The organism is Rhodococcoides corynebacterioides, from assembly GCF_019834675.1.
GTDB lineage: Bacteria > Actinomycetota > Actinomycetes > Mycobacteriales > Mycobacteriaceae > Rhodococcoides > Rhodococcoides corynebacterioides_A.
In genome coordinates this window covers 14,495-38,097 of sequence record NZ_JABUBU010000011.1, presented here as the reverse complement: position 1 = coordinate 38,097, position 23,603 = coordinate 14,495, and the positions used below count along the sequence as shown (strand labels likewise).

Here is a 23,603-nt window from a genome sequence, read left to right as displayed (position 1 = left end):
GGGTCACTTGACCAGCAGCACCGGAATCGAGGTCTCGAGCAACAGCCGCTGCACGGGCTGGCCCATGAGGAACTTTCCGACGGCGGAGCGGTGACGTGAACCCACCACCAGCAGTTCGGCTTTCGCGTCCTCGACCAGGCTCAGCAGAGTGCTGACGGCATCGGGATCCGGCTGGCCCGCCAGCAGCGTCCACGCCGCGTCGGGGTCTCCGATCTCACCGAGTCCGGCGACGACGGCGTCGCGGACCGCGGCGGATTCCTTGGCCTCGGACGCCGGGTCCGACGATCCCGAGAAGGCATGCAGGACGACCAGATCGGTTCCGAGGACCCGAGCCTGGGTCAGTCCCGAGGCCAGGGCGCGACGGCCCTCGGCGGACGTGTTGTGCACGACGGCGACACTCATGACGTGTTCTCCTCTCGACGGTCGGGGTCAGCCCATGGGGATCTGGCCGAGCAGGACACCGACGGCCAGCATCACCAGCGAGACGACGGTCGCGCGCCAGAGCACCTTCTTGTGGTGGTCGGCCAGCGAGACACCGGCGAGGGTGACCAGCAGGAGGATGGCCGGAACCAGCGGGCTCTGCAGGTGGACGGGCTGACCGGTGATCGAGGCCCGGGCCATCTCGACCGGCTCGATGCCGTACTGCGCGGCGGTCTCGGTCAGGACCGGGAGGATGCCGAAGTAGAAGGCGTCGTTGGTCATGAAGAACGTCAGCGGGATCGACAGCACGCCGGTGATGACGGCGAGGAACGGGCCCATGGAGCTCGGAATCACGCCGAGCAGCCACTCGGCCATGGCCTCGACCATGCCGGTGCCGGAGAACACGCCGGTCAGGACGGCGGCGGCGAGCACCATGGCGACCACGGAGACGATCGAGGCGGAGTGCCGGGCGATGGCCTCGCCCTGTTCCTTGACCTTGGGGAAGTTGACGGTCAGCGCGATGGACGCCGCGATCATGAACAGCACCGGGATGGGCAGGATGTCCATGACCAGGACGACGAGCAGCACCACGGTCAGAGCCGCGTTGAACCACAACAGCTTCGGGCGCAGGGTGTCGCGCTGCGGGTCGAGACCGTCGATGAACTGGCCGGCACCGCCGTCGGAGTCGCCACCCGCACCGCCGCCGCCACCGGTACGACGCGCCGGGCGTCCGGTGTCACCGCCGCCACCGACGGACACCATCTCCTGGTCGAACACCAACGCGCCGAGACGACGACGCTCCATCAGACCGAGGTGGATCGAGAACAGCAGCACGATGACCAGGCCGGCGATGAGCGACGGCACCATCGGGACGAAGACCTCGGACGGCGAGATGCCGAGCGCGGACGCCGCCCGCACTGTCGGGCCGCCCCACGGAATGATGTTCATGGTGCCGTTGGCCAGACCGGCCACCACGGTCAGGATGACCGGGGAGACACCGAGTTTCAGGTAGAGCGGCAGCAGCGCGGACGTGACGATGATGAACGTCGTCGACCCGTCGCCGTCCAGCGAGACCACCATGGCGAGCACGGCGGTGCCGACCACGAGCTTCATCGGGTCGTTGCGCACCAGGCGCAGGATGCCGCGCACCAGCGGGTCGAACAGGCCGACGTCGATCATGATGCCGAAGAAGATGATCGCGAAGAACAGCAGTGCTGCGGTGGGGGCCAACGACTTGATGCCGTCGGTGATCATGTCCCCGATGCCCAGGCCCGCGCCGGCGAAGAGGCCGAAGATGACGGGCACCAGGATCAGGGCGACCACGGGGGTCGCGCGTTTGGTCAGGATCAGGAACATGAAGGCGGCCACCATCAGGAAGCCGAGTATCACCAACATGGGGTACTCCTCGTTCGGGGTCGGGCAGGGCAGCAGTGAAGACAGCAGGGCGGAGCGGAGAAGCGCGGTCAGGCCGCGGGGTCGAGCGTGGCGGCGACCATGTCCGCCTGGTCGCGCAGGAACGCGCCGAAGTCGTCGCCGGTGAGCAGGGCGTCCTGCCAGCCGTTGCGTTCGGCGAGGCGGGCCCAGTCGTCCGAGGCGACCAGCTCGCGTACCTGCCGGATCAGGGTCTGCACCCGGTCCGGCGGAAGGTCCGGCGGCGCCATCAGACCCCGCCAGTTGTCGAAGACCAGGTCGACGCCCTGCTCGCGCAGGGTGGGGGCGTCGACCCCCGCCACGGCGTCGTCGGAACTGACGGCCAGGGCGCGCACGGTGCCGGACGCGAGTTGGTCGAGGTACTCGCTGACTCCGGTGGTGGCCACGTCGACCTCACCGGTCAGCAGCGCGGGCAGCAGCTCGCCGCCGCCGTCGTACACCCGGTAGCCGGTGGCGTCGGGGTCGACGCCGACGGCGCGGGCGAGCCGCGTCCGGAAGAGCCCGTCGGGCCCACCGGCGGCCGATCCGCCGCCGAAGCGGAGGTCGTCCCCGGCGCGCCAGCGCACCAGCAGGTCGTCCAGTGTGCGGAGCGGTGACGCCGCGGGCACCAACACCACCTCGGGCTCGGTGACCAGGCGGGCGATCGGTGTCACGTCGTTCAGGGTGTACTCGGACGGAATGGTGGCCAGGGCGCCCACCAGGCCGAGGCCCATCATGAGCAGCAGACGCTCGTTACCCCGTTCCGCGGCGAGCCGGCCGAGACCGACCACGCCGCCCGAGCCGGGCAGCACCAGGACGTCGTCGACCGCGACGCCCTGTGCCGCCCAGGCCCGGGACACGCTGCGGGCGGTCAGGTCGTAACCGCCCCCGGCGACCGACGGGGCGATGATGCGCAGCCCGGGTGGGGGCGCACCGGTCACCATCGACGTGACCGACCCACCGCACGCGGAGAGCGCGAGGGTCAGCGCCGTGAGCATCGCGAGGATGCCCGGGCGAACACGTCGGATGTCGGTCACGGGTCTCACTCTGACGCACCTTGTGACTGTGGTCACCCTTTGGTGCACAGTTCGCGTTGTGTTCATTCTGCGCGCTGCGTCCGCGCGTTTCGGCCCTACCGATCGGAACGTCCCGACGACGCGTCGGCGGTACCGTGCAGGTCGTGAGTCGACGGCTGCGGGTCAGGAGGACCCTGTCGGCCCAACTGCTCGCGCTGCAGCTGTTGATCGTGGTCGCGGTGCTGGTGGTGGTGGGTGCGCTCTCGCTGGCGCAGTCGTCGGCGACGTTCCAGCGTGAGCAGGGTCTGCGGGTGCAGTCCGCCGCGGAGAACCTGGCGGCCAACCCCACCGTGCGGCAGTTGCTTCCGGGCGCTCAGCCGCGCATCCGGTCCGGCCTGCAGGGAGCGCTCGACTCGGTGCGGGCGGTGTCCGGGCTCGACTACGCCCAGCTCACGGACACCGACGGCCGCATCGTCGCGGCCACCGATCCCACGCGCATCGGGGAGACCGCCGCCGACGAGGGTGCCGGCGCCCGCGTCGGGCGCAGTTGGACGGGGCTCGCCGAGACCAGCGAGAACACCGCATTGGAGCCGAGTCGGTCGGTGCAGTCCCAGGTTCCGGTGCTCGGCGCCGACGGCCGCGTCGTCGGCGTCGCCATCGTGGGCCGCGAATATCCGTCCGTCTGGGCGCGGCTGGCCCAGTCGACGCCCGATCTGATCATCTATCTCGCCGTCGCGACGGTGCTCGGCGGCGTGGGCTCGCTCCTGCTGGCACGTCGCGTCAAGCGGCAGACGATGGGCCTCGAGGCGGGTGAGATCGTCGACCTCGTCCGCCAGCGACAGGCCATGCTCGAGGGTCTGAAGGAAGCCGTGGTCGCCCTCGATCCGAGGGGCACGGTGCTGCTGCTCAGCCGCAGCGCCCACGACATGCTGGGCCTCGGGGCCGACAGCGTGGGCAAGCAGGTCGACGCCCTCGGCCTCGACGATCGCCTCGAACGCGTGCTCCGCCACCCCAGCGACGACGGTGACCAGCTGGTCCTGACCGGCGATCGCATCCTCGTCTTCAACACCGTTCCCATCGAGGAGTCCGGCCGCATCGTCGCCACCGTGACGACGTTCCGCGATCGCACCGAGCTCAGCGAGGTCGAGAGCAAGCTCGACATCAGCCGCACCAGTTCGACGGCGCTGCGCGAGCACATCCACGAGTTCGACAACCAGCTCCACACCATCTCCGGATTGGTCCAGCTCGGTGAGTACGACGAGGTGGAGCGGTACGTCGACGGGATCACCGAGCACCGTGAGCGGCTCACCTCGGCCGTCACCGACCGCGTCGCCGATCTGGGGGTCGCGGCGCTGCTCATCGCCAAGATCGGTGCGGCGGCCGCGCGCTCGGTGTCGGTCGAACTCACCGAGGACTCGTCCCTGCGGCGCGCCGACGACGACGCCTCGCGTGACCTGTGCACGGTGGTGGGCAACCTCGTCGACAACGCGGTCGATGCTCTCCTCGAGCACGGGACGCCGCAGGCGACGGTGCGGGTGACCATCGCGCAGGACGAGACCGACCGCGTGACGGTGACGGTGGCCGACAACGGTCCCGGGATCGCCGACGCCGACGTGGACCGCGTCTTCGACCAGGGCTGGAGCACCAAGGGGACGTCGACGGACGGACACGGCTTCGGCCTCGCCCTGGTTCGGGTGGTGTGCCGACGCGGCGGCGGTGAGGTGCAGGTGCGCACCACCGTCACCGACGGGGCGGAGAATGACCGGTGGACGGTGTTCGTCGCGACGCTCGACGTCCCGTCCCGTGCACACGAGGCGGCGAGCGCGGGGAAGGAACGATGACGTGCTGAAGGTCCTGGTGGTCGACGACGACTTCATGGTCGCCCGCGTCCACACCGGTTTCGTGGGCAAGGTGCCCGGGTTCGAGGTCTGCGGCGTCGCCCACACGGCGCAGGAAGCGCTGGAGAAGGTGGAGTCCGCCCGGCCCGACCTGGTGTTGCTCGACGTGCACCTGCCGGGGGTGACGGGCCTCGACCTGATCGCACCGTTCCGCGAGATCATTCCCGACCTGGACGTTCTGGTGATCACCAGCGAGCGCGAGGCCGAATCCGTGCAGCGGGCCCTGCGCTCGGGTGCGGTGCACTACCTGATCAAGCCGTTCAAGTTCGCCGCACTGCAGGAGCGGCTGGACCACTATCGGCACACCCGCGAGGCGCTGGCGGCTGCGCAGGAGGCGGAGCAGGACGCGGTGGACAAGGCGTTCGGCCTCCGCGGCTCGCCGTCCCGGCTGCCGAAGGGACTGAGCACCGAGACGCTCGCCACCGTCGAGCAGCAGCTCCGCGAGGTGGAGAGCGACGACCCCGGGCGCGCGGTGTCGGCCAGTGCGATGGCCGACCGCACCGGCATGTCCCGGTCCAGCGCGCGTCGCTACCTGGAGTACCTGTCCGACATCGACAAGGTGCTCGTGTCGCTGGATTACGGCAGCGTGGGACGACCCGAGCGTCTGTACCGATTGCGGCGGTAGGGACTACCCCATCACGCGGCGGCCCGCCACCGCACGACCCAGAGTGAGCTCGTCGGCGAACTCGAGATCGCCGCCCATGGGCAGCCCCGACGCGAGCCGAGTCACCGACAGGCCGGGGAAGTCGCGCAGCATGCGGAGGAGGTACGTCGCGGTCGCCTCGCCCTCGGTGTTGGGGTCGGTCGCGATGATGACCTCGGTGACGTCGACCCCGTCCTCCTGAGTGCCGATGCGCGTCAACAACTCTCGGACCCGCAGTTGATCCGGACCGACGCCGCTGAGGGGGTCCAGGGCGCCCCCGAGCACGTGGTAGCGACCCTTGAACTCGCGGGTTCGCTCCACGGCCTGAACGTCTTTCGGCTCCTCCACCACGCAGATGATCGAGCGGTCACGCCGCGAATCGGCGCAGATCCGACACAATTCCTTGTCCGAGACGGTCCCGCAGATCGTGCAGAACTGCACCCCGTCACGGATGCGGGCGAGCGCGTTCTGCAACCGGTCGATGTCCGGCGCCTCGACACCGAGGAGATGAAACGCGATGCGCTGCGCGCTCTTCGGACCGACGCCGGGCAGCTTGCCCAACTCGTCGATCAGATCCTGAACCGGTCCTTCGTACACCCCGAGCGACCTAGAAGCCGGGCAGACCCGGCATGCCGCCGCCACCCAGCCCGGCCAGCGGCCCGAGCTTCTGCGAGGCCACCTCGCCGGCCGCGCGCGAGGCATCGGCCAGGGCGCCGACGATCAGGTCCTGCAGCGTCTCGACATCCTCGGGGTCGACCACCTTGGGATCGATGGTGATGCCCGTGACCTCGCCGCTCCCGGTGACCGTGGCGACGACGAGCCCGTTGCCCGCGCTGCCGGTGACCTCCGTCGCGGCGATCTCGGCCTGCGCGGCCATCAGTTGCTGCTGCATCTGCTGCGCCTGCTGGAGCAGCTGGGACATGTCGGGCTGATCGCCGGGTTGCACCGTCGGTGTCCTCTCGGAGGGGGAAAACGTGAGTCCAGCCTAGTCGTCCGCACCGACATCGCCCGGCCGTGGGACCCGGGCCTCCCAGCGTCGTCGGCGATCGTCGTCGCTCTGCTCCCACCACGGGGTGCCGCGCTCGCCGAGCGCCACCTTGGCCGCCTGCACGCCCGCGCGGGATTCCGGGGCGCCACCGGTGCGGCGCACGTCGCGACGCCACGCCATGAGGATGGACCGCAGTTCGGCCTGGCGGTCCTCCGGTATCGCCGGGTCGGTCGCCCGCCAGCGGCGCCCGTCTATCACCACGAAGTGGCCGTCGGGCGTCCGCTCTGGGCCGGACTCGCTCACCCGACCTGGCGGGAGAGGTTCTCGAGGACCTGCGCCTGGATCTTCTTCAGGCCGAGCGGGGCGAACGTCTTCTCGAAGAACCCGCCGATGCCGCCGGCGCCGGTCCACTCGGTGGTCGTGGTGACCTCGGTGCCCTGCCCCGCCGGCGCCACGCGGTACGTGGTGACCATCGAGGAATTGGCGTCCGTCTCGGTGATCGTGTCGCCGGCGACACGGACGGTGGCGTGGACGTCGCGCGCACGCTTCTTCGTGGCCTGCAGGGTCCAGGTGGCCACGGTGCCGTCGCCCTGACCGCCCTCGACGACGGTGAAGTCCCGGTACTGTTCGGGCAGGATCCGCGGGCGCACGGTCTGGTAGTCCGACAGTGCCGCCAGCACCTGCTCCGGGGTCGCGGTGACGGTGTGGGACGTGCTGGCGCTGACCTTGGCCATGAACGCATTCCTCCTGAGCATCGGGGGTCTTTCGTCCCATTCTTTCACGGTGCTTTCGGTCCCCTCGACGCTGCCGAAAGACGTCCGTCCGGCAACGGTTACGTGACGGACCCCTACCATCCGTAGTCCTGCGAACGATCGCGATATAGCGTTCTCGCGTGGATCGCACCGTTCAGTCTCCGACCGGCAACTCTCCGGGCCCGCACGAGGTGGGCGCGGCCGCGCACGCCGCGGGCGTCCGACGCCTGGTCGCGAGCTACCGGGCCATCCCGCGCGAGCAGACCGTCCGGCTGGCCAAGAAGACCTCCAACCTCTTCCGAGCCCGCCAGGACACCAGCGTTCCCGGACTCGACGTGTCCGGTCTCGGCAAGGTGATCTCGGTCGATCCCGTCGCGCGCACCGCCGACGTGCAGGGCATGTGCACGTACGAGACCCTGGTGGACGCGACCCTGCGCCACGGACTGGTGCCGCTGGTGGTGCCGCAGCTCAAGACCATCACCCTCGGCGGCGCGGTCACGGGCCTCGGCATCGAATCGACGTCCTTCCGCAACGGCCTCCCCCACGAGAGCCTGCTCGAGGTGGACGTGCTGACCGGCGCGGGCGAGGTGGTCACCGCGCGCCCCGAGGGCGAGCACGCGGACCTGTTCCACGCGTTTCCCAACTCTTACGGCACGCTCGGCTACTCGACCCGCCTGCGCATCGAACTCGAGGCCGTCCCGCCCTACGTCGCCCTGCGCCACGTCCGGTTCCACGACCTGCAGTCGGTCCAGGACGCGATGGATGCGATCGTCGACGCGGGTGAGTACCGCGGCGAGCGCGTCGACTACCTCGACGGTGTGGTGTTCACCGACTCCGAGGCGTATCTGACCCTCGGCCGACAGACCGACGAGCCCGGGCCGGTGAGCGACTACACCGGCATGCAGATCTACTACCGGTCGATCCAGCACGACGGCGCCACCCCGCGGACCGACCGGCTCACCGTGCACGACTACCTGTGGCGGTGGGACACGGACTGGTTCTGGTGCTCGCGAGCGTTCGGCACCCAGAATCCGCGGATCCGACGGTTCTGGCCGCGCCGCTACCTCCGCAGCAGCGTCTACTGGAAACTCATCGCGCTCGATCGGAAATACGACATCGCCGATCGGCTCGAACGCCGCAAGGGCAACCCGATCCGCGAACGCGTGGTGCAGGACATCGAGGTTCCCATCGAGAACACCGCCGCGTTCCTGCGGTGGTTCCTCGACGAAATTCCCATCGAACCCCTGTGGCTCTGCCCCCTGCGCCTACGGGACGGCAGGGACGACGACGGGGGCGGTGCCCGCGAGTGGCCGCTGTACCCGCTGCGCCCCGGTCACACGTACGTCAACGTCGGATTCTGGTCCTCGGTGCCCGTCGAGGAGGGCGCCGACGGTGTCGTCGAGGGCGCCACGAATCGCCGCATCGAGCGTCGGGTGTCCGAGCTCGACGGCCACAAGTCCCTCTACTCGGACTCGTTCTACGACCGGGACGAGTTCGACGCGCTCTACGGCGGGAATCACTACTCCCGCGTCAAGAAGATCTACGACCCCGATTCACGTCTGTTGGATCTGTATTCGAAGGCGGTGCAACGTCGATGACTCTGTTCCGAGAGGGCTACAAGGACTATCAGGTCGGCTCCCCCAAGCTGACCATCGCGGGAATTCTCGAGCAGTTCACCGAGGGCGACATCCCGGTGCGCTTCAGCGCGTACGACGGTTCCGTGGCCGGCGACCCGGACTCCGCCTACGGACTGAACCTGCTCACGCCCCGCGGAACGACGTACATCGCCACGGCCCCCGGCGATCTCGGGATGGCGCGTGCGTACGTCTCCGGTGACCTCGAGATCGTCGGCGCGCACCCGGGCGATCCGTACGACGTGCTGCGCATGCTCGGCGACGACCTTCACTTCAAGCGTCCCTCGGCGCGGACGTTGGCGGCGATCACCCGCTCGCTCGGCTGGGAACTGTTGCGGCCCATCGCCCCGCCGCCGCAGGAGTCGCTGCCGCGGTGGCGTCGGATCGCCGAAGGACTGCGGCACAGCAAGACTCGCGACGCGGACAGCATTCATCATCACTACGACGTCTCGAACACGTTCTACGAGTACGTGCTCGGCGAGTCCATGACCTACACCTGCGCCGCCTACCCGACGGAGGACGCGACGCTCGAGGAGGCCCAGGAGAACAAGTACCGGCTAATCTTCGAGAAGTTGCGGCTGAAGGGAGGCGACCGGCTCCTCGACATCGGCTGCGGATGGGGCTCGATGGTGCGCTACGCCGCCCGCCGCGGCGTCCGCGTCATCGGCGCGACCCTGTCGGCGGAGCAGGCGGAGTGGGCCCAGCGGGCCATCGAGGCCGAGGGTCTCGGCCACCTCGCGGAGGTGCGCCACAGCGACTACCGCGACATCGCCGAGACCGGCTTCGACGCCGTGTCCTCCATCGGGCTCACCGAGCACATCGGCGTCGCCAACTACCCGGCGTACTTCGGGTTCATCGCGAGCAAGCTCCGGCCCGGCGGACTGGTGCTCAACCACTGCATCACGCGTCCGGACAACCGGTCCGCCGCCCGCGCGGGTGGGTTCATCGACCGCTACGTGTTCCCCGACGGGGAACTCACCGGATCCGGCCGCATCATCACCGAGATGCAGGACATCGGCCTCGAGGTGCGGCACGAGGAGAACCTCCGCGAGCACTACGCCCTGACCCTGCGCGACTGGTGCCGCAATCTGGTCGACAACTGGGACGCCTGCGTCGCCGAGGTCGGCGAGGGCACCGCCCGCGTGTGGGGTCTCTACATGGCCGGCTCGCGACTCGGCTTCGAGCGCAACGTCGTTCAACTCCATCAAGTACTCGCGGTCAAACCCGACGGCAATCGCTCTCACCTGCCGCTGCGTCCGTGGTGGAATGGCTGAGTGACCCTTACCTTCCGCCGCGCCGCCGCCGTCGTCACCTGCGTCGTCGCGGGCCTCGCGCCCACAGTGCTCACCGGACCGGCAGCGTCGGCCGCTCCGACCGCCGAGCCCGGAACGCTGCTGTCGAGTGCGCCGCTCGCGGCGGAGCTGCTCCCCGCGGGCGCGGCGTCCGGCTCGCTGGTGCGCTACAGCACGCTGCGCACGGCGGGCCAGGCCGGTGAGTCGACCGGCCTGGTCTACGTGCCCGAGGGCGAGACGCCGGTCGGCGGATGGCCGGTGGTCTCGTTCGCGCACGGCACCACCGGCGTCGCCGACGCCTGCACCCCGTCCCTCACCGGCGGAACGGAGTTCGAGCGGCCGGCCATGACCGAGTGGCTGCGGAACGGCTACGCCGTCGCCGCCACCGACTACGCCGGTCTGGGCACTCCGGGTGTGCACGCCTACCTCGACGGTCCCGCGTCGGGAGCCAACGTCGTCGACATCGTGCGCACCGCACATCGGCTTCTCGGTGACGAGCTGTCCCCGCGGTGGCTCGCCACGGGGCTCTCGCAGGGCGGCAACGCCGCGTACTTCGCCGCCGCCGTCGGGACCGAGCGCGCGCCGGAACTCGACTACCGCGGCGCCGTTCCCATCGCCGGGCCGACGCAGCTGGACACTCTGCTGCCGCCGTCGGGACCGGTCTTTCCGCCGATCGCTCCCAGCGGCTACGTCGGGTACGTGATGTACATCCTGGCGGGCCTCAACGATCAGCGACCGGACCTGAACGTCCCGAGCTACCTCACCCCCCGCGGTCTCGACTACCTGAACGCCGCGACCACGTTGTGCGGCACCGACTTCCGAGCGTTCCGCGAAGCCAACCCGGTGGTGCTGCGCGACCTGCTGACCCGGCCGCTGGACGACCCCGCCATGAACGCGACGCTGCGCGAGATGCAGGCCGTGCCCGTCGCGGGCTACGACCGGCCGCTGCTGGTCACCCAGAGTCTCGCCGATCAGACCGTGCCGGCGCCGCTGACGTTCGCGCAGACCGCACGCATGTCCGCCGCGGGCACCGACTTCTCACTGGTGACGTTCCCGGACGCCGATCACGTGGGCACGCTCATGGCGTCGATGCCGGCGGCCCTGGACTTCGCCCGCACCGTCACCGGCTGACCCCGACCAGCACGCGACCCCCGCACTCCCGGCGTCGGGAGTGCGGGGGTCGCGTCGTTCTCGTGCGTCAGCGCAGGGACTGCGGCGGGGTGAAGCGCTCGCCGTACTGCTTGGCCAGCTCCTCCGCGCGGGCCACGAAGGCCTCCTTGCCGACGGTGCCGTCGGCGGCCTCGTAGCCGACGATGTACTGGTGCACACCACCGGTCCACGCCGGGAAGCCGATGCCGAAGATCGAGCCGATGTTGGCGTCGGCGGTGGTGTTCAGGACGCCCTCGTCGAAGCACTTCTGCGTCGCGATGGCCTCGATGAACAGCATGCGCTCCTTGAGATCCTCGAACGGGATGTCGGCGGTGCCGGACTCGAACGCCTCGCGCAGCCCGGACCACAGACCGGCACGCTTGCCGTCGACGTACTCGTAGAAGCCGGCGCCCTTGGCCTTCGACGGACGCTCGAACTCGTCGACCATCTTGTCGATCACGGCGCCCGCGGGATCCTCCGGCGGCGTACCGCCGGCGGCGACCACGGCGTCGTAGGTCTCCTTGCGGATCTTCTGCATGAGGGTGAGCGTCAGCTCGTCCGACAGCTGCAGCGGCGGCGCGGGGTAGCCCGCCTGCAGGCCGGCCTGCTCGATCGACGACGGCTCGACGCCCTCGCCGAGCATCGCGATGGCCTCGTTGATGAAGGTGCCGATCACGCGGGAGGTGAAGAAGCCGCGGCTGTCGTTGACGACGATCGGGGTCTTCTTGATCGCCTGCACGAGGTCGAATGCCTTGGCCAGAGCCGCATCCGAGGTCTTCTCACCGCGGATGATCTCCACCAGCGGCATCTTGTCGACGGGCGAGAAGAAGTGGATGCCGATGAAGTCCTCCTGCCGCTTCACGCCGGTCGCGAGACCGGTGATCGGCAGCGTGGAGGTGTTGGAGCCGAGCAGCGCGTCGGGTGCCACCAGGTCCTCGATCTCCTGGAAGACCTTGTGCTTGAGGTCCTGCGACTCGAAGACGGCCTCGATCACCAGATCCGCACCCTCGACGTCCTTCGGGTCGGCGGTGGGGTGGATGCGCGCGAGCAGCGCGTCGGACTTCTCCTGCGTGGTCTTGCCGCGCGAGAGCGCCTTGGCCTCGATGGCCTCCGAGTACGCCTTGCCCTTCTCGGCGGACGCGAGCTCGACGTCCTTGAGCACCACGTCGATTCCGGCCTTGGCGCACACGTAGGCAATGCCGGCGCCCATCATGCCGGCGCCGAGCACGGCGACCTTGGAGAACTGCGTCTTGTCGTACCCGTCGGGACGCGACTTGCCGGCGTTGATCGCCTGCAGGTCGAAGAAGAACGCCTGGATCATGTTCTTCGAGACCTGACCGGTGACCAGCGAGGTGAAGTAGCGCGACTCGATGGTGGACGCGTTGTCGAAGTCGACCTGCGAACCCTCCACGGCGGCAGCCAGAATGGCGAGCGGAGCCGGCATGTTCGCGCCCTTGATCTGCTTGCGCAGGTTGGACGGGAACGCCGGAAGGATCTGTGCCAGCTTGGGATTCGACGGCGTGCCGCCGGGGATCTTGTAGCCCTTCACATCCCACGGCGCGACGCCGCCCTCGGGGTTGGCCTTGATCCATGCCTTGGCGGCCGGAACCAGCTCCTCGACACTGCCGACGACCTCGTCGACCAGGCCGAGCTCCTTCGCCTTGGCCACGCGGAATCGGGTGCCCTGCGAGAGGACCGACATGAAGCCGTTCTGGATGCCCATCATGCGCGTGATGCGGGTGACGCCGCCGCCGCCGGGGAGCAGGCCGAGGGACACCTCGGGCAGACCCAGCTGCACACCGGGCACGTCGGCGACGATGCGGTGGTGCGTGGCCAGCGCGATCTCGAGACCGCCGCCCAGGGCCGCGCCGTTGATGGCGGCGACGACGGGCTTGCCGAGGGTCTCCAGGCGGCGCAGCTGCGACTTGATCAGCTGCACCTCCTCGAACACCTGCGCGGCGTCGTCCTTGGTCGCCTTGACCATGTTCTTGAGGTCGCCACCGGCGAAGAAGGTCTTCTTCGCCGACGTGACGACGACACCGGTGACGGAGTCCTTCTCGGCCTCGAGGCGGTCCACGGTGGCGCCCATCGAGTTCTTGTAGGTCTCGTTCATCGTGTTGGCGCTCTGGCCGGGATCGTTCATCGTCAGCGTGACGATGCCGTCGGCGTCCTGATCCCACTCGATCATGTTCTCGCTCATGTGTTCTCGGTTCCTCAGACTCGCTCGATGATGGTGGCCACGCCCATGCCGCCGCCGATGCACAGGGTGATCAGTGCGTAGCGGCCGTTGCGACGCTCGAGCTCGTCGAGCACGGTGCCGGTGATCATGGCGCCGGTGGCACCGAGGGGGTGGCCCATCGCGATGGCGCCGCCGTTGACGTTCAGCTTCTCGCCGGGGATCTTCAGATCCTTCTGGTAGCGCAGCACCACGGAGGCGAAGGCCTCGTTCAGCTCGAACAGGTCGATGTCGTCGACCGTCAACCCGGCCGCGGCCAGCACCTTCTTCGACGCGGGCGTCGGGCCGGTCAGCATGATCGTGGTGTCGGCACCCGAGGTGGCCGTCGCGACCACGCGGGCGCGCGGGGTCATCCCCATCGACTTGCCCGCGTCCTCGCTGCCGACGACCACCAGCGCGGCGCCGTCGACGATGCCCGACGAGTTACCGCCGGTGTGCACGTGATGGATCTTCTCGACCCAGTGGTACTTCTGCAGCGCCACGTCGTCGAAGCCGCCCATCGCCGCGACGCCCTCGAAGGCCGGCTTGAGCTTGCCGAGCGACTCCGTCGTCGTCCCGGGACGCATGTGCTCGTCCTGGTCCAGGATCACCAGACCGTTCTGGTCCGTCACCGGGACCACCGACTTGGCGAAGTAGCCACCCGACCACGCCGCCGCGGCACGGTCCTGCGACTGCACGGCGTACGCGTCGACGTCGTCACGCGTGAATCCCTCGATCGTGGCGATGAGATCGGCACCGATGCCCTGGGGCACGAAGTACGTGTCGTACGCGGTCTGCGGGTCCATCGCCCACGCGCCGCCGTCGGAGCCCATCGGCACGCGGGACATCGACTCGACGCCGCCGGCGATCACCAGCTCGTCCCAGCCCGAGCGCACCTTCTGCGCGGCCAGGTTCACGGCCTCGAGGCCGGAGGCGCAGAAGCGGTTCAGCTGGAATCCGCCGACGGTGTCGGGCATCTTCGCGGCCAGCACGGCCGTGCGGGCGATGTCCGCGCCCTGGTCGCCCACGGGGGAGACGACGCCGAGGATCAGATCGGAGATGCGGTCCTCGTCCATGTCGGGAAAACGACGACGGAGCTCGTCGATCAAGCCCGTGACCAGCGAGATCGGCTTGACGGAGTGCAGCGCGCCGCCCTTGCCCTTCCCGCGCGGTGTTCGGATCGCCTCGTAGATGTATGCCTCTGTGGTCACTGCGCGCAGTTCCTTCCGAGAAGTGGATCGGGCATCTCGACGCAGCGCGTCGGAGCCCACGAGGTACAGACCTCGACGATGGTCACACTAGGCGGGCGCGGACGTGCCCGACAGGTCCGAAACGAGCACGAGAGATGACCGCGGAGGGTCACGCGAAGAAGAGTGCGTTCGCCGCCGAGGCCGCGAGCACGAACCCGACGATGCCGATCACCCAGCCGACCACGGTGTCCGCGCGCGCCGAGAGGTAGCCGTCGATCCGGCCGAGCGGACCGTCCAGCCGCCGCCCGACGGCCAGCCGGGCACCCGTGATCGCCGCGGCGGGCGCGATCATGACCAGGCAGTACGCCGCCAGCGTCACCGCCGCCGTCGGCGGTGACACGTCCGCCGACACCAGCAGCCCGATCGCGCCGAGGTACGGCAGCATCGTCGCCACCTCGGACAGCCCGGCCACCAGAGCGAGCCCGACGATCGGCCGCGCACCGGTCCCGGACGTCGTCACCCGCTCGCGCCACCGCGCGACACTGCTCGCGCCGCGTCGCGAATCGAACCGGAAGCTCCAGGCGAACAGGGCGAGGCCCAGCACCAACTGCGCCACACGGACGGCCGGGTGATCGACCCATCCGGACGCCACGGTCACCCCGAGCCGGGCGAGCGACCACAGCGCGATACCCACCACCGCGTAGAACGACGCCAGCACGGCCAGGTAGCCGGCGAGCACCCGGACCCGGGGCCGTCCCGGCGCCAGCAGGAACCACAACGGCACCACGAGCGTCCCGAGGGACGTGCTGTCGACGAGCGCCAGCCCGGCGAGCGCCGCCGCCAGGGTGGCTGTCACTCGGCCCGCCGCCGGTCACGGGACCACAGCGAGCCCACCAGGTCGATCGCGCCCACCACGACCAGCACCACGCCCAGCGGTCCGCCGCGGAACCACAGGAATTCGGTGTCGCGGGCGAACAGCCACAGGCAGCCACCCACCACGATCAGGGCCAGGGAACCGAGAACCTTCCAGAGTTGTGTCGTCATACGGATCAGCGTCGATCGTCGGGCGGCCTGCCACATCGGCCGACCGAGCCACCCGCCGGTCATCCGAAGGAATGACGACCGCCGTCCCCGGCCGTGCTGTGATGAGGCGGTGAGATCGCGACGCGTGTCCCTCGACGTCGTCATCGCCGCGGGCCTGTTCGGCGTCGGAGTGGTCCTCTACCTCTCCGGGCTCTTCTCGCTGGGCACCGAACGCACCGACGTGCCGCTCGCCGTACGACTCGTCCTGCTCGCCGCCCTCTGCCTCGTCGGGTGCGCCCGACGCGCCCGGCCGGGAGCGGCCCTCGCCCTCGGCACCGTGCTGTTCGCCGTGGATCTCGTCCTCGGCCCATCGGTGCCCGTCTGGATCGTCCTCGCCGACCTGCTCTACGCCGCCGTCCGACACGGGTCGCCGCGGGTGGGGCGGGCGGCCACCTACGCGACGGGCATCGGCGTCGTCGTGCTGGCGGGCGTCGTGCTGGCCGCGGAGCACGACGTCCGACCGGCCGCCGGCGCGCTCGTGGTGAGCGCTCTGTTCTTCGGGACCTCCCTCTGGTGGGGCCTGGCCATCAAGCGGCAGGTGGAGCTGACCGACATCGAACGCGAACGGGCCCGAGCCCACCGCATCCTCGCCGACCGCGACCGCGAGGCCGCCGTCGCCGAGGAGCGCAACGCCATGGCCCGCGACCTGCACGACGTCATCGCCGGGCATCTGTCCTCCATCGCCATCCACTCCACCGCGGCGCTCTCTCGCGACGTCGACCCGGCCGTACGGGAATCATTGAGCGCGATCCGCACCGGGAGCACCGCCGCGTTGACCGAGATGCGCGCCATGATCGACGTCCTCCACGCCGACGCCGCCGATCCCGCCGTCGCCCCGCCGCGCTTGGCGGACCTGCACGTCGTCGTCGACGCGGCCCGCGCGACCGGCACCGACGTCTCGGTCGACCTCGAGGTCGGGGACCTGCCCACCGTCGTCGACCACGCGGCCTACCGGATCGTCCATGAAGCCGTGGTCAACGCGATGAAGCACGCAGCTCGTCGGCCCATCGACGTCGCCGCGAACCGCACGGGCACCGCGCTGCGACTGATCGTCCGCAACGACCTCGATGCGGACTCCGACGAGACCCGGCGAGTCGGCCGCGGGCTCGCGAACATGAAGCACCGCGCGCAACTGCTCGGCGGCGACTGCAGCGCGGGTCCGTGCGGCGGGCACTGGGTGGTCCGAGCGCACCTCCCGGTGGGGTCGGCGTCGTGATCACGGTGGTGGTGGCGGACGACCACGCCGCGATCCGCGCCGGTCTTGGCATGCTGCTGGATGGGCACGACGACATCGAGGTGGTCGCCGAGGCCGAGAACGGCGCGTCGGCGGTCACCGTCGCCCGGACGCATCGTCCCGACGTGGTGCTCATGGACATTCGGATGCCGGGGATGGACGGCATCGAGGCGACCCGGCACATCGTCGAGACGACGCCGAGTCGAGTCCTGGTGCTCACCACGTTCGACGTGGACGACTACGTCTTCGCGTCCTTGCACGCCGGCGCCTCGGGATTTCTGCTCAAGACGGCGTCGGCCGACGAATTGCTCGGCGCCGTGCGCAGCGTCGCGGCGGGAGACGGTGCCCTCGGGCCCGGTGCCACCCGGGCGGTGATCGAGCGGTTCGTCAGCAGCCCCCGTTCGACGACCGCACCGGCGGGATACGACGACCTCACGCCCCGCGAACGCGACGTGCTCCACCTGTTGGGCCAGGGTCTGTCCAACCACGAACTGTCGACGGCGCTGCAGGTCAGCGGGGCGACGGTGAAGACCCACGTGTCGCGCGTACTGGCCAAACTCGGACTGGAGTCCCGCGTGCAGGCCGCCATCGCCGCCGCCGAGGCCGGCCTCTAGACCTCCTTGATCGGCGTCGCGCCCAGCTCGGTCTGCAGCAGTTCCAGGGCCACCTCGTCGGGGTCACGACGCGTCGCAGGATCCACCGGCTCCTTGGCCTGCTTCATCATCTCCTCCTGCTCCTCCGGACTTTCCGGGGGCGGAGGGCCGTCGTAGGAGTCGTACCCCGGATCCGGATAGTCCGGCTCCTCTGGAGGCGGTGGGATGTCGTCGGACCCGTCGCGGCCGTCCGGGGATGCGCTCGAGGGCGCGGGCGGCGGGGTCGACCGGGACGGGCGCGAGAACCGGGGCGGTGCCGGACGCTCCTTCGGCGCGGCCGCGGGAGCCGCGGCGGGTGCCGGGGCAGCGGCAGCACCGCCCACCTCGCACTGCACCGTCCACTCGACCCCGAACACGTCGCGCAGCGCATCGACGATCACCGCGGCGTTCCGCGGCTCGACCAGTCGCTTCGCCAGCGGGGCCGAATCGTGGGCGAGGACGAGCGTGCCGTCGGTAACCGCGCGAACGGTGGCGCCGGACAGCATCACCTCGACCGTCCGACTCCGCTCCCGCACCTTGGTGCGCACCTCCGACCAGACAGCGCGGATGTCCGCGGCGTCCGGGCCCGATGCCGCGATCGGCTCCGGATCCGGTTCGGTCGCGGGTTCGGGTTCGTGCGCGTACTCGGGAGCGGCGGCGGGTTCCGGCTCCGGGGTCGGGGCGGGAACCGGATCGGCCGGGGCTTCCCGAGTCGGCTCCGGGGGTTCCTGGCGTGGCGGCTCCGGGGCAGGGGGGTTCTGGCGCGGCGGCTCCGGTGCCGGGGGATCCTGGCGCGGCGGCTCCGGTGCAGGGGGTTCCTGGCGCGGCGGCTCCGAGGTAGGGGGTTCCTGACGCGGCTGCTCCGGTGTGGGGGGTGCTGCGGCTGCCCGCTCGGACGGCCGGACGAATCGCGGCGCGGCCTCCGTCGCGGCCGCGGCGCGCGGGGCGTCGGCACGCGGAGCCTCGGCCGCCGCGCGGTCCTGCCGGTGCTCGGCGTCCACCGCAGCCTGCTCGCCGACCGGGAGGCTGACGTCGAGACGTCGTTCCAACCGTTCGATACGGTGCAGCACAGCACTTTCCGCGTCGGACGCCGCCGGCAGCAGCATGCGAGCGCACATGACCTCGAGCAGCAACCTCGGCGCCGTGGCACCCCGCATCTCGCCCAGGCCGGCGTGCACCGTCTCGGCGTACCGAGCCAGTGTGGCGGGGCCGATGCGCTCGGCCTCGTCCCGCATCCGCTCGATCATGTCGGCGGGGGCGTCGACGAGTCCGCGCTCCCCGGCGTCGGGCACCGCGCGCATGAGGATCAGGTCGCGGAAGCGATCGAGCAGATCGACGGCGAAGCGGCGCGGATCGTGGCCGGCGTCCATGACCTTCTCCACGGTTCCGAACAGCGCGGCACCGTCCTGCGCCGCCAGGGCGTCGACCGCTTCGTCGATCAGCGCGACATCGGTGACGCCGAGCAACATCAGGGCGCGGGAGTATTGGACACCCTCGTCCCCCGCGCCGGCCAGCAACTGGTCGAGCACGCTGAGGGTGTCACGCGGCGACCCCCCGCCGGCCCGAATGACCAACGGATACACCGCATCCTGGACCGTCACGTTCTCTTCGGCGCAGATGCGCTCCATCAACCCGCGCATCGCGACAGGCGGAAGCAAGCGGAACGGATAGTGGTGCGTGCGACTGCGAATGGTCGGCAACACCTTCTCCGGCTCCGTGGTGGCGAAGACGAAGATCAGGTGCGCGGGCGGCTCCTCGACGATCTTGAGCAGCGCGTTGAATCCCGCCGTGGTGACCATGTGCGCCTCGTCCACGATGAAGACGCGGTACCGCGACTCGGCCGGGGCGTAGAACGCCCGATCCCGCAGTTCCCGGGTGTCGTCGACACCGCCGTGACTGGCGGCGTCGAGCTCGATCACGTCCAGGTTGCCGGGACCACCGGGCGCCAGGGCCACGCACGAGGAGCAGACACCGCACGGCGTCGACGTCGGGCCCTGCACGCAGTTGAGCGACCGGGCGAGAATGCGCGCCGACGACGTCTTGCCGCACCCGCGCGGGCCGGAGAACAGGTAGGCATGGTTGATGCGGCCGGAGTCCAGCGCGACCGACAGCGGCTCGGTGACGTGCTCCTGGCCCACCACTTCCGCGAACGACGCAGGACGGTACTTCCGGTACAAGGCCACGTCGAGGAGACTACCGACGTCGTCCGACAGTCGAGAATCTACGAGCCGGCGCTCTCCTTGGCCGCCTTCTTCGCGGCCTTCTTGAACTCGCGGACCTGCCCGAGCGACTCCGCGTCGACCACGTCGGCGATGGACCGCCTCGACCCGTCCTCGCCGTAGGCACCGGCGGCCTCGCGCCACCCGGCCGGCTCGACGCCCATCTGCTTGCCCAGCAACGCCAGGAAGATCCGTGCCTTCTGGTCGCCGTATCCCGGCAGCGCTGTGAGCCGCTTCAGAACTTCCTTGCCGTTGGGCTCGCCGTCGGTCCAGATGGCGTCGGCGCGACCGCCCCACTCGTCGACGATGTACGCGCACAACGCCTGGATCCGCTTCCCCATGGAGCCGGGGAAGCGATGCACCGCCGGCGTGGTGCTGCAGTACTCGAGGAACGTGTCCTCCGGCATCTCGGCGATGGTGTGCACGTCGAGAGACCCGATCCGATCGACCAGCTTCTTCGGTCCCGCGAACGCCGACTCCATCGGCACCTGCTGGTCGAGCAACATCCCGATCAGCAGGGCGAGCGGGTCCGAGGCGAGCAGTGCGTCGGCGTCCGGGTCGCCGACCAGATGGAGGGTCCTGGCCATGGGGTCCAGTGTGGCACGGGGGTGCCGGGTGCTCAGGTTCCCGCCATCCTCACCGGTTGCAACCCGTGCAGGTGACCAGAACCTGAGCAGGTGGCCGACAACCCCCACCCGCTCAGGTTTCCGCCATCCTCACCGGTTGCAACCCGTGCAGGTGACCAGAACCTGCGCAGGTACTACCCGTCACCGACCGACCAGAGCAGCGAGGACCCGTCGTGCCAGCCGGCCGTCCGCGAGGTCCGCCCAAGTCCAGCGGATCACCACGTATCCCGCGGCCCGGAGCGCGTCCTCGCGCAGCTTCTCGCGGACCACGGCGTCACCACCCTGGTCGCCGGCGTACTTGCTCAGCCCGTCGAACTCACCCACGATCCCGTCCCACAGAAAGTCGACGCGGTAGGTCTTCCCGTCGACCACGATCTCGACCTGCGGGTCCGGAGCCGGGACGTCGAACCGGTCGAAGTACACGCGGCTGCGGGATTCACCGACACTCTCGCTGCGGCCGTCGAGGAAGGACAGAACCCGTCGCGCCTTGGCGGTTCCCCGACGACGACCGCAGCGTGCAAGCGCTGCTGCCAGCAGTTCGGGTGTGGCCAGCTGAGAGCGCAGTGCCGAATCCCCCACGCAGACCGCCTCGTCGAACGGTAGGGCGCACGCAAGGTCGGCGATAGTGCGTGCCGCCGTCGTGATCGGGAGTCCGAGCCGCTCCGTGACGTCCACCGCGTCCAGCAGATGCGCGTGCACGTGTCGCATACGGTCGACCCGTCCGCCGGTCGAACGATCGGTGGTGAGGTGCACGAGCTCGGACGCGCCCCGCCAGAGATCGAATCCCCAGGCCAGGGCGGCGGACTGGTGACTCAGAACCAGACCCGACGAGGCCGCGTCGAGTGCCGCACGAGCCAGGAGTAGGTGCCGCTCCTCCGAAGTGGCAGCAGTGATCTGCACCGTCTCGGCGAAGCACCCGCGCCTGATCGGAACGATCGTGCCGCCCCGCTTGGCGGTTCGAATCTCCGCGTCCGTCACCCCACGGCGGAGGAGAGCACGCCGGGTCAGCAGAAGGTCGTTCTCGTCCGAGGTGAACTCGGGCTGTGCACTCATTCGAGCAGCATGACGGGCTGACGGACGGCGACGAGGCCGTCATCCACAGGGCTCGGAGTTGTCCACACCCACTGAGCGGCGACACCTGCTCAGGTTTCCGCCACCCTCACCGGTTGCAACCTGCGCGCCTGACCAGAACCTGCGCAACTGCCGGAACCGCGCCATCTGCTCAGGTTTCCGCCACCCTCACCGGTTGCAACCTGCGCGCCTGACCAGAACCTGCGCAACTGCCGGAACCGCGCCACCTGCTCAGGTTCCCGCAACCCTCACCGGTTGCAACCCGCGCACGTGACCGGAACCTGCGCAAGTCGAGGCGCGCTGCGCAGCCCCAGCCGAACGACTACCCCCGCAACTTCTCCGTCGCGGCGAGCAGGACACACGTCGCCACCCCGTCCATGGCGGCGGCGAGCTCGTCGGTGGAGGGGAAGCTGGGGGCGAGGCGGATGTTCTTGTCCTCGGGGTCCTGCTTGTACGGGAAGGCGGAGCCGGCGGCGGTGAGGGCGATGCCCGCGTCCTTGGCCAGGGCGATGGTGCGGGCGGCGGTGCCCTCGAGCACGTCGAGGCTGACGAAGTACCCGCCGGCGGGCTCGGTCCAGGACGCGACCTTCGACGCGCCGAGCCGGTCGTCGAGAATCTGCTGCACCAGCGCGAACTTCGGCGCGAGGATCTCGCGGTGCTTCGCCATGTGGGCGCGCACGCCGTCGGCGTCACCGAAGAAGCGCAGGTGGCGCAGCTGGTTCAGCTTGTCGGGCCCGATGCTCTTCTTGCCGAAGTGCGACAGGTACCAGTCCAGGTTCGCGGTCGAGGCACCGAGGAAGCTGACGCCGGCGCCGGCGAACGTCACCTTGGACGTCGACGCGAACACGTACGGGCGGTTGGGGTGACCGGCTTCGTCGGCCATGCCCAGCACGTCGTACGCCGGGGGGAAGGCCTCGGCCAGCGGATGCACGGCGTAGGCGTTGTCCCAGAACAGACGGAAGTCGGGGGCGGCGGCGGACATGGTCGCGAGCGCCCGCACCACCTCGTCGCTGTACACCGCGCCGGTGGGGTTGGCGTAGTTGGGCACACACCACATGCCCTTGATCTGCGGATCCGCGGACAGCAGCCGCTCCACCTCGGCCACGTCGGGGCCGTCGGGGTTCATGCGCACCGGGATCATCTCGATGCCGACGCTCTCGGTGATCGCGAAGTGCCGGTCGTACCCGGGGCTGGGACACAGGAAGCGCACGACGGGCTCCTGCGACCACGGCCGCACCGAGTCGACGGTGCCGTGCAGCAGCGCCCACACCACGAGGTCGTGCATGATCTCGAGGCTCGCGTTGTTGCCCGCCACCAGGTTGGCCACGGGGATCGACAGCAGCTCACCGAAGATGGCCCGCAGCTCGGGCAGCCCCTGCAGGCCGCCGTAGTTGCGGCAGTCGGTTCCGGACCCGTCGCGGAAATTCTCTCCCGGCAGCGTGAGCAGATCGGACGCCAGATCCAGCTGCTCGGGCGACGGCTTGCCGCGGGTGAGGTCGAGGGCGAGGCCACGGGCCTGCAGCGCTCGGTACGCCTCGGTCTGCTTCTCGTGCTCCGCAGCCAACTCGTCGGGATTCATCAGTCCGAGTTGCGTCGTGGGCATGGCGAGAGGGGCCTTTCGAAGGGCGACCGCGCGGGAGTGAAGTAAGGGGACCCCGCGCACCCGGCAGAGCCCGTTGACCCTTGCTGCCTTCCGGCCCTGGGGGAGTTCACAGGATGCGCGCCGCGCGGGATCCGCAGACGAGTCTAGTCATAGACCCGGCGCCGCACCGAACCCCGTGGTCGCGGGCCCGATTGGCTCCGACCGGGGTGCCGCCGGTATGGTGGCCCACGGAGGATTCGCCTAGTGGCCTATGGCGCTCGCCTGGAACGCGGGTTGGGTTAACGCCCTCAGGGGTTCAAATCCCCTATCCTCCGCCACGTCGAGGCCCCGCACTGCATGTGCGGGGCCTCGACGCATCACTGGTCCCGTTCCAGCACCCACGTCACCGGCGCGGGATCGGCGTCGCTCACCACGACGGCCGCCCACGCCTCGGCGGTGGAGACGTCCTCGTGGACCGCGGTGGCCAGCACGTCGTCGGTGGAAGTGTCCCGGATTCGATACATCGGCATGGCACTCGAGTGCCCGGAC

The 23,603-nt window shown here is 69.9% G+C and carries 23 protein-coding genes, 1 tRNA gene and 1 other RNA gene; 8 read left to right on the top strand and 17 right to left on the bottom strand.

Annotated elements, in window-relative coordinates; all coding sequences use genetic code 11:
* Positions 1-3: 3 nt before the first annotated feature.
* The 3 genes from HQ603_RS12465 to HQ603_RS12455 all read right to left on the bottom strand — a co-directional run bounded on the left by HQ603_RS12465 (position 4) and on the right by HQ603_RS12455 (position 2,867).
* Complete coding sequence (locus HQ603_RS12465) at positions 4-402, bottom strand: universal stress protein (RefSeq protein ID WP_222684847.1); 399 nt, start codon at positions 400-402, stop codon at positions 4-6.
* A gap of 27 nt (positions 403-429) precedes the next feature.
* The gene (locus HQ603_RS12460; protein WP_222684846.1) at positions 430-1,815 is read right to left on the bottom strand and encodes a CitMHS family transporter; all 1,386 of its coding nucleotides are present in this window, start codon (positions 1,813-1,815) and stop codon (positions 430-432) included.
* Positions 1,816-1,883: 68 nt separating this feature from the next.
* A complete protein-coding gene (locus HQ603_RS12455) occupies positions 1,884-2,867 on the bottom strand; it encodes a Bug family tripartite tricarboxylate transporter substrate binding protein (protein ID WP_308126501.1) in 984 nt (327 codons plus the stop codon).
* A gap of 143 nt (positions 2,868-3,010) precedes the next feature.
* On the opposite strand from HQ603_RS12455, the gene HQ603_RS12450 reads away from it, so the two are divergent.
* Together HQ603_RS12450 and HQ603_RS12445 are read left to right on the top strand one after the other, a co-directional pair.
* Complete coding sequence (locus HQ603_RS12450; RefSeq protein ID WP_308126500.1) at positions 3,011-4,687, top strand: sensor histidine kinase; 1,677 nt, start codon at positions 3,011-3,013, stop codon at positions 4,685-4,687.
* A gap of 1 nt (position 4,688) precedes the next feature.
* Positions 4,689-5,369, top strand: coding sequence for a response regulator (locus HQ603_RS12445; RefSeq protein WP_068146264.1), 681 nt, complete (start codon positions 4,689-4,691; stop codon positions 5,367-5,369).
* 3 nt (positions 5,370-5,372) lie between these two features.
* On the opposite strand, the gene recR is transcribed toward HQ603_RS12445, so the two are convergent.
* The 4 genes from recR to HQ603_RS12425 are packed head-to-tail and all read right to left on the bottom strand — an operon-like array spanning position 5,373 to position 7,109.
* Positions 5,373-5,984, bottom strand: a complete 612-nt coding sequence (gene recR / locus HQ603_RS12440) for a recombination mediator RecR (RefSeq protein ID WP_068146261.1) — start codon at positions 5,982-5,984, stop codon at positions 5,373-5,375.
* Between the two features lie 10 nt (positions 5,985-5,994).
* On the bottom strand, positions 5,995-6,333 hold the full coding sequence (locus tag HQ603_RS12435) for a YbaB/EbfC family nucleoid-associated protein (protein ID WP_068104098.1): 339 nt from the start codon (positions 6,331-6,333) through the stop codon (positions 5,995-5,997).
* Between the two features lie 39 nt (positions 6,334-6,372).
* Positions 6,373-6,678: a hypothetical protein gene (locus HQ603_RS12430; protein ID WP_068146259.1), complete on the bottom strand. Its 306-nt coding sequence runs from the start codon at positions 6,676-6,678 to the stop codon at positions 6,373-6,375.
* Entirely contained in the window at positions 6,675-7,109 is a 435-nt protein-coding gene (locus HQ603_RS12425; protein ID WP_222684893.1) for an SRPBCC family protein, read from the bottom strand. Before HQ603_RS12425 ends, HQ603_RS12430 begins: the two co-directional genes overlap by 4 nt.
* 158 nt (positions 7,110-7,267) lie before the next feature.
* On the opposite strand from HQ603_RS12425, the gene HQ603_RS12420 reads away from it, so the two are divergent.
* Genes HQ603_RS12420 through HQ603_RS12410 form a run of 3 tightly spaced genes read left to right on the top strand, consistent with a single transcriptional unit; the run spans position 7,268 to position 11,184 of the window.
* Positions 7,268-8,725: an FAD-binding oxidoreductase gene (locus HQ603_RS12420; protein ID WP_222684844.1), complete on the top strand. Its 1,458-nt coding sequence runs from the start codon at positions 7,268-7,270 to the stop codon at positions 8,723-8,725.
* On the top strand, positions 8,722-10,035 hold the full coding sequence (locus HQ603_RS12415) for a class I SAM-dependent methyltransferase (protein WP_222684843.1): 1,314 nt from the start codon (positions 8,722-8,724) through the stop codon (positions 10,033-10,035). The genes HQ603_RS12420 and HQ603_RS12415 overlap by 4 nt, the downstream gene beginning before the upstream one ends.
* On the top strand, positions 10,036-11,184 hold the full coding sequence (locus HQ603_RS12410; protein WP_308126499.1) for an alpha/beta hydrolase family protein: 1,149 nt from the start codon (positions 10,036-10,038) through the stop codon (positions 11,182-11,184). It abuts the gene before it with no gap.
* Between the two features lie 67 nt (positions 11,185-11,251).
* Here HQ603_RS12410 and HQ603_RS12405 read toward each other — a convergent pair whose 3' ends face one another.
* The 4 genes from HQ603_RS12405 to HQ603_RS12390 all read right to left on the bottom strand — a co-directional run bounded on the left by HQ603_RS12405 (position 11,252) and on the right by HQ603_RS12390 (position 15,651).
* Complete coding sequence (locus HQ603_RS12405) at positions 11,252-13,402, bottom strand: 3-hydroxyacyl-CoA dehydrogenase NAD-binding domain-containing protein (RefSeq protein ID WP_222684842.1); 2,151 nt, start codon at positions 13,400-13,402, stop codon at positions 11,252-11,254.
* A 14-nt stretch (positions 13,403-13,416) separates the two neighbouring features.
* The gene (locus tag HQ603_RS12400; protein WP_068146246.1) at positions 13,417-14,628 is read right to left on the bottom strand and encodes an acetyl-CoA C-acetyltransferase; all 1,212 of its coding nucleotides are present in this window, start codon (positions 14,626-14,628) and stop codon (positions 13,417-13,419) included.
* 148 nt (positions 14,629-14,776) lie between these two features.
* Positions 14,777-15,463, bottom strand: a complete 687-nt coding sequence (locus HQ603_RS12395) for a GAP family protein (RefSeq protein ID WP_222684841.1) — start codon at positions 15,461-15,463, stop codon at positions 14,777-14,779.
* Positions 15,460-15,651 carry a hypothetical protein gene (locus tag HQ603_RS12390; RefSeq protein ID WP_072681659.1) on the bottom strand — a complete coding sequence of 64 codons (192 nt, stop codon included), beginning with the start codon at positions 15,649-15,651 and terminating at the stop codon, positions 15,460-15,462. The genes HQ603_RS12395 and HQ603_RS12390 overlap by 4 nt, the downstream gene beginning before the upstream one ends.
* A 109-nt stretch (positions 15,652-15,760) precedes the next feature.
* Between HQ603_RS12390 and HQ603_RS12385 the strand changes: the two genes are divergently transcribed.
* Together HQ603_RS12385 and HQ603_RS12380 are read left to right on the top strand one after the other, a co-directional pair.
* Complete coding sequence (locus HQ603_RS12385; protein WP_222684840.1) at positions 15,761-16,906, top strand: sensor histidine kinase; 1,146 nt, start codon at positions 15,761-15,763, stop codon at positions 16,904-16,906.
* Positions 16,903-17,538 (top strand): response regulator transcription factor, encoded by a 636-nt coding sequence (locus tag HQ603_RS12380; protein ID WP_222684839.1) that lies wholly within the window; start codon positions 16,903-16,905, stop codon positions 17,536-17,538. The genes HQ603_RS12385 and HQ603_RS12380 overlap by 4 nt, the downstream gene beginning before the upstream one ends.
* Here the strand turns inward: HQ603_RS12380 and HQ603_RS12375 are convergent.
* The 5 genes from HQ603_RS12375 to ffs form a co-directional block, all read right to left on the bottom strand.
* The gene (locus tag HQ603_RS12375; RefSeq protein ID WP_222684838.1) at positions 17,535-19,739 is read right to left on the bottom strand and encodes a DNA polymerase III subunits gamma/tau; all 2,205 of its coding nucleotides are present in this window, start codon (positions 19,737-19,739) and stop codon (positions 17,535-17,537) included. The two genes, HQ603_RS12380 and HQ603_RS12375, sit on opposite strands and share 4 nt — an antisense overlap.
* A gap of 38 nt (positions 19,740-19,777) precedes the next feature.
* Positions 19,778-20,362 carry an HhH-GPD-type base excision DNA repair protein gene (locus HQ603_RS12370; protein ID WP_222677160.1) on the bottom strand — a complete coding sequence of 195 codons (585 nt, stop codon included), beginning with the start codon at positions 20,360-20,362 and terminating at the stop codon, positions 19,778-19,780.
* Positions 20,363-20,542: 180 nt separating this feature from the next.
* Positions 20,543-21,454: a hypothetical protein gene (locus HQ603_RS12365; RefSeq protein WP_222684837.1), complete on the bottom strand. Its 912-nt coding sequence runs from the start codon at positions 21,452-21,454 to the stop codon at positions 20,543-20,545.
* A gap of 340 nt (positions 21,455-21,794) precedes the next feature.
* The gene (locus HQ603_RS12360) at positions 21,795-23,075 is read right to left on the bottom strand and encodes an aminotransferase class I/II-fold pyridoxal phosphate-dependent enzyme (protein WP_222684836.1); all 1,281 of its coding nucleotides are present in this window, start codon (positions 23,073-23,075) and stop codon (positions 21,795-21,797) included.
* Between the two features lie 41 nt (positions 23,076-23,116).
* Positions 23,117-23,211: signal recognition particle sRNA small type (gene ffs / locus HQ603_RS12355), an RNA gene on the bottom strand.
* A gap of 93 nt (positions 23,212-23,304) precedes the next feature.
* Here ffs and HQ603_RS12350 point away from each other — a divergent pair.
* A tRNA-Ser gene (locus tag HQ603_RS12350) sits at positions 23,305-23,392 on the top strand.
* 39 nt (positions 23,393-23,431) lie between these two features.
* On the opposite strand, the gene HQ603_RS12345 is transcribed toward HQ603_RS12350, so the two are convergent.
* Positions 23,432-23,584: a hypothetical protein gene (locus tag HQ603_RS12345; RefSeq protein ID WP_222684835.1), complete on the bottom strand. Its 153-nt coding sequence runs from the start codon at positions 23,582-23,584 to the stop codon at positions 23,432-23,434.
* Positions 23,585-23,603: the final 19 nt, after the last annotated feature.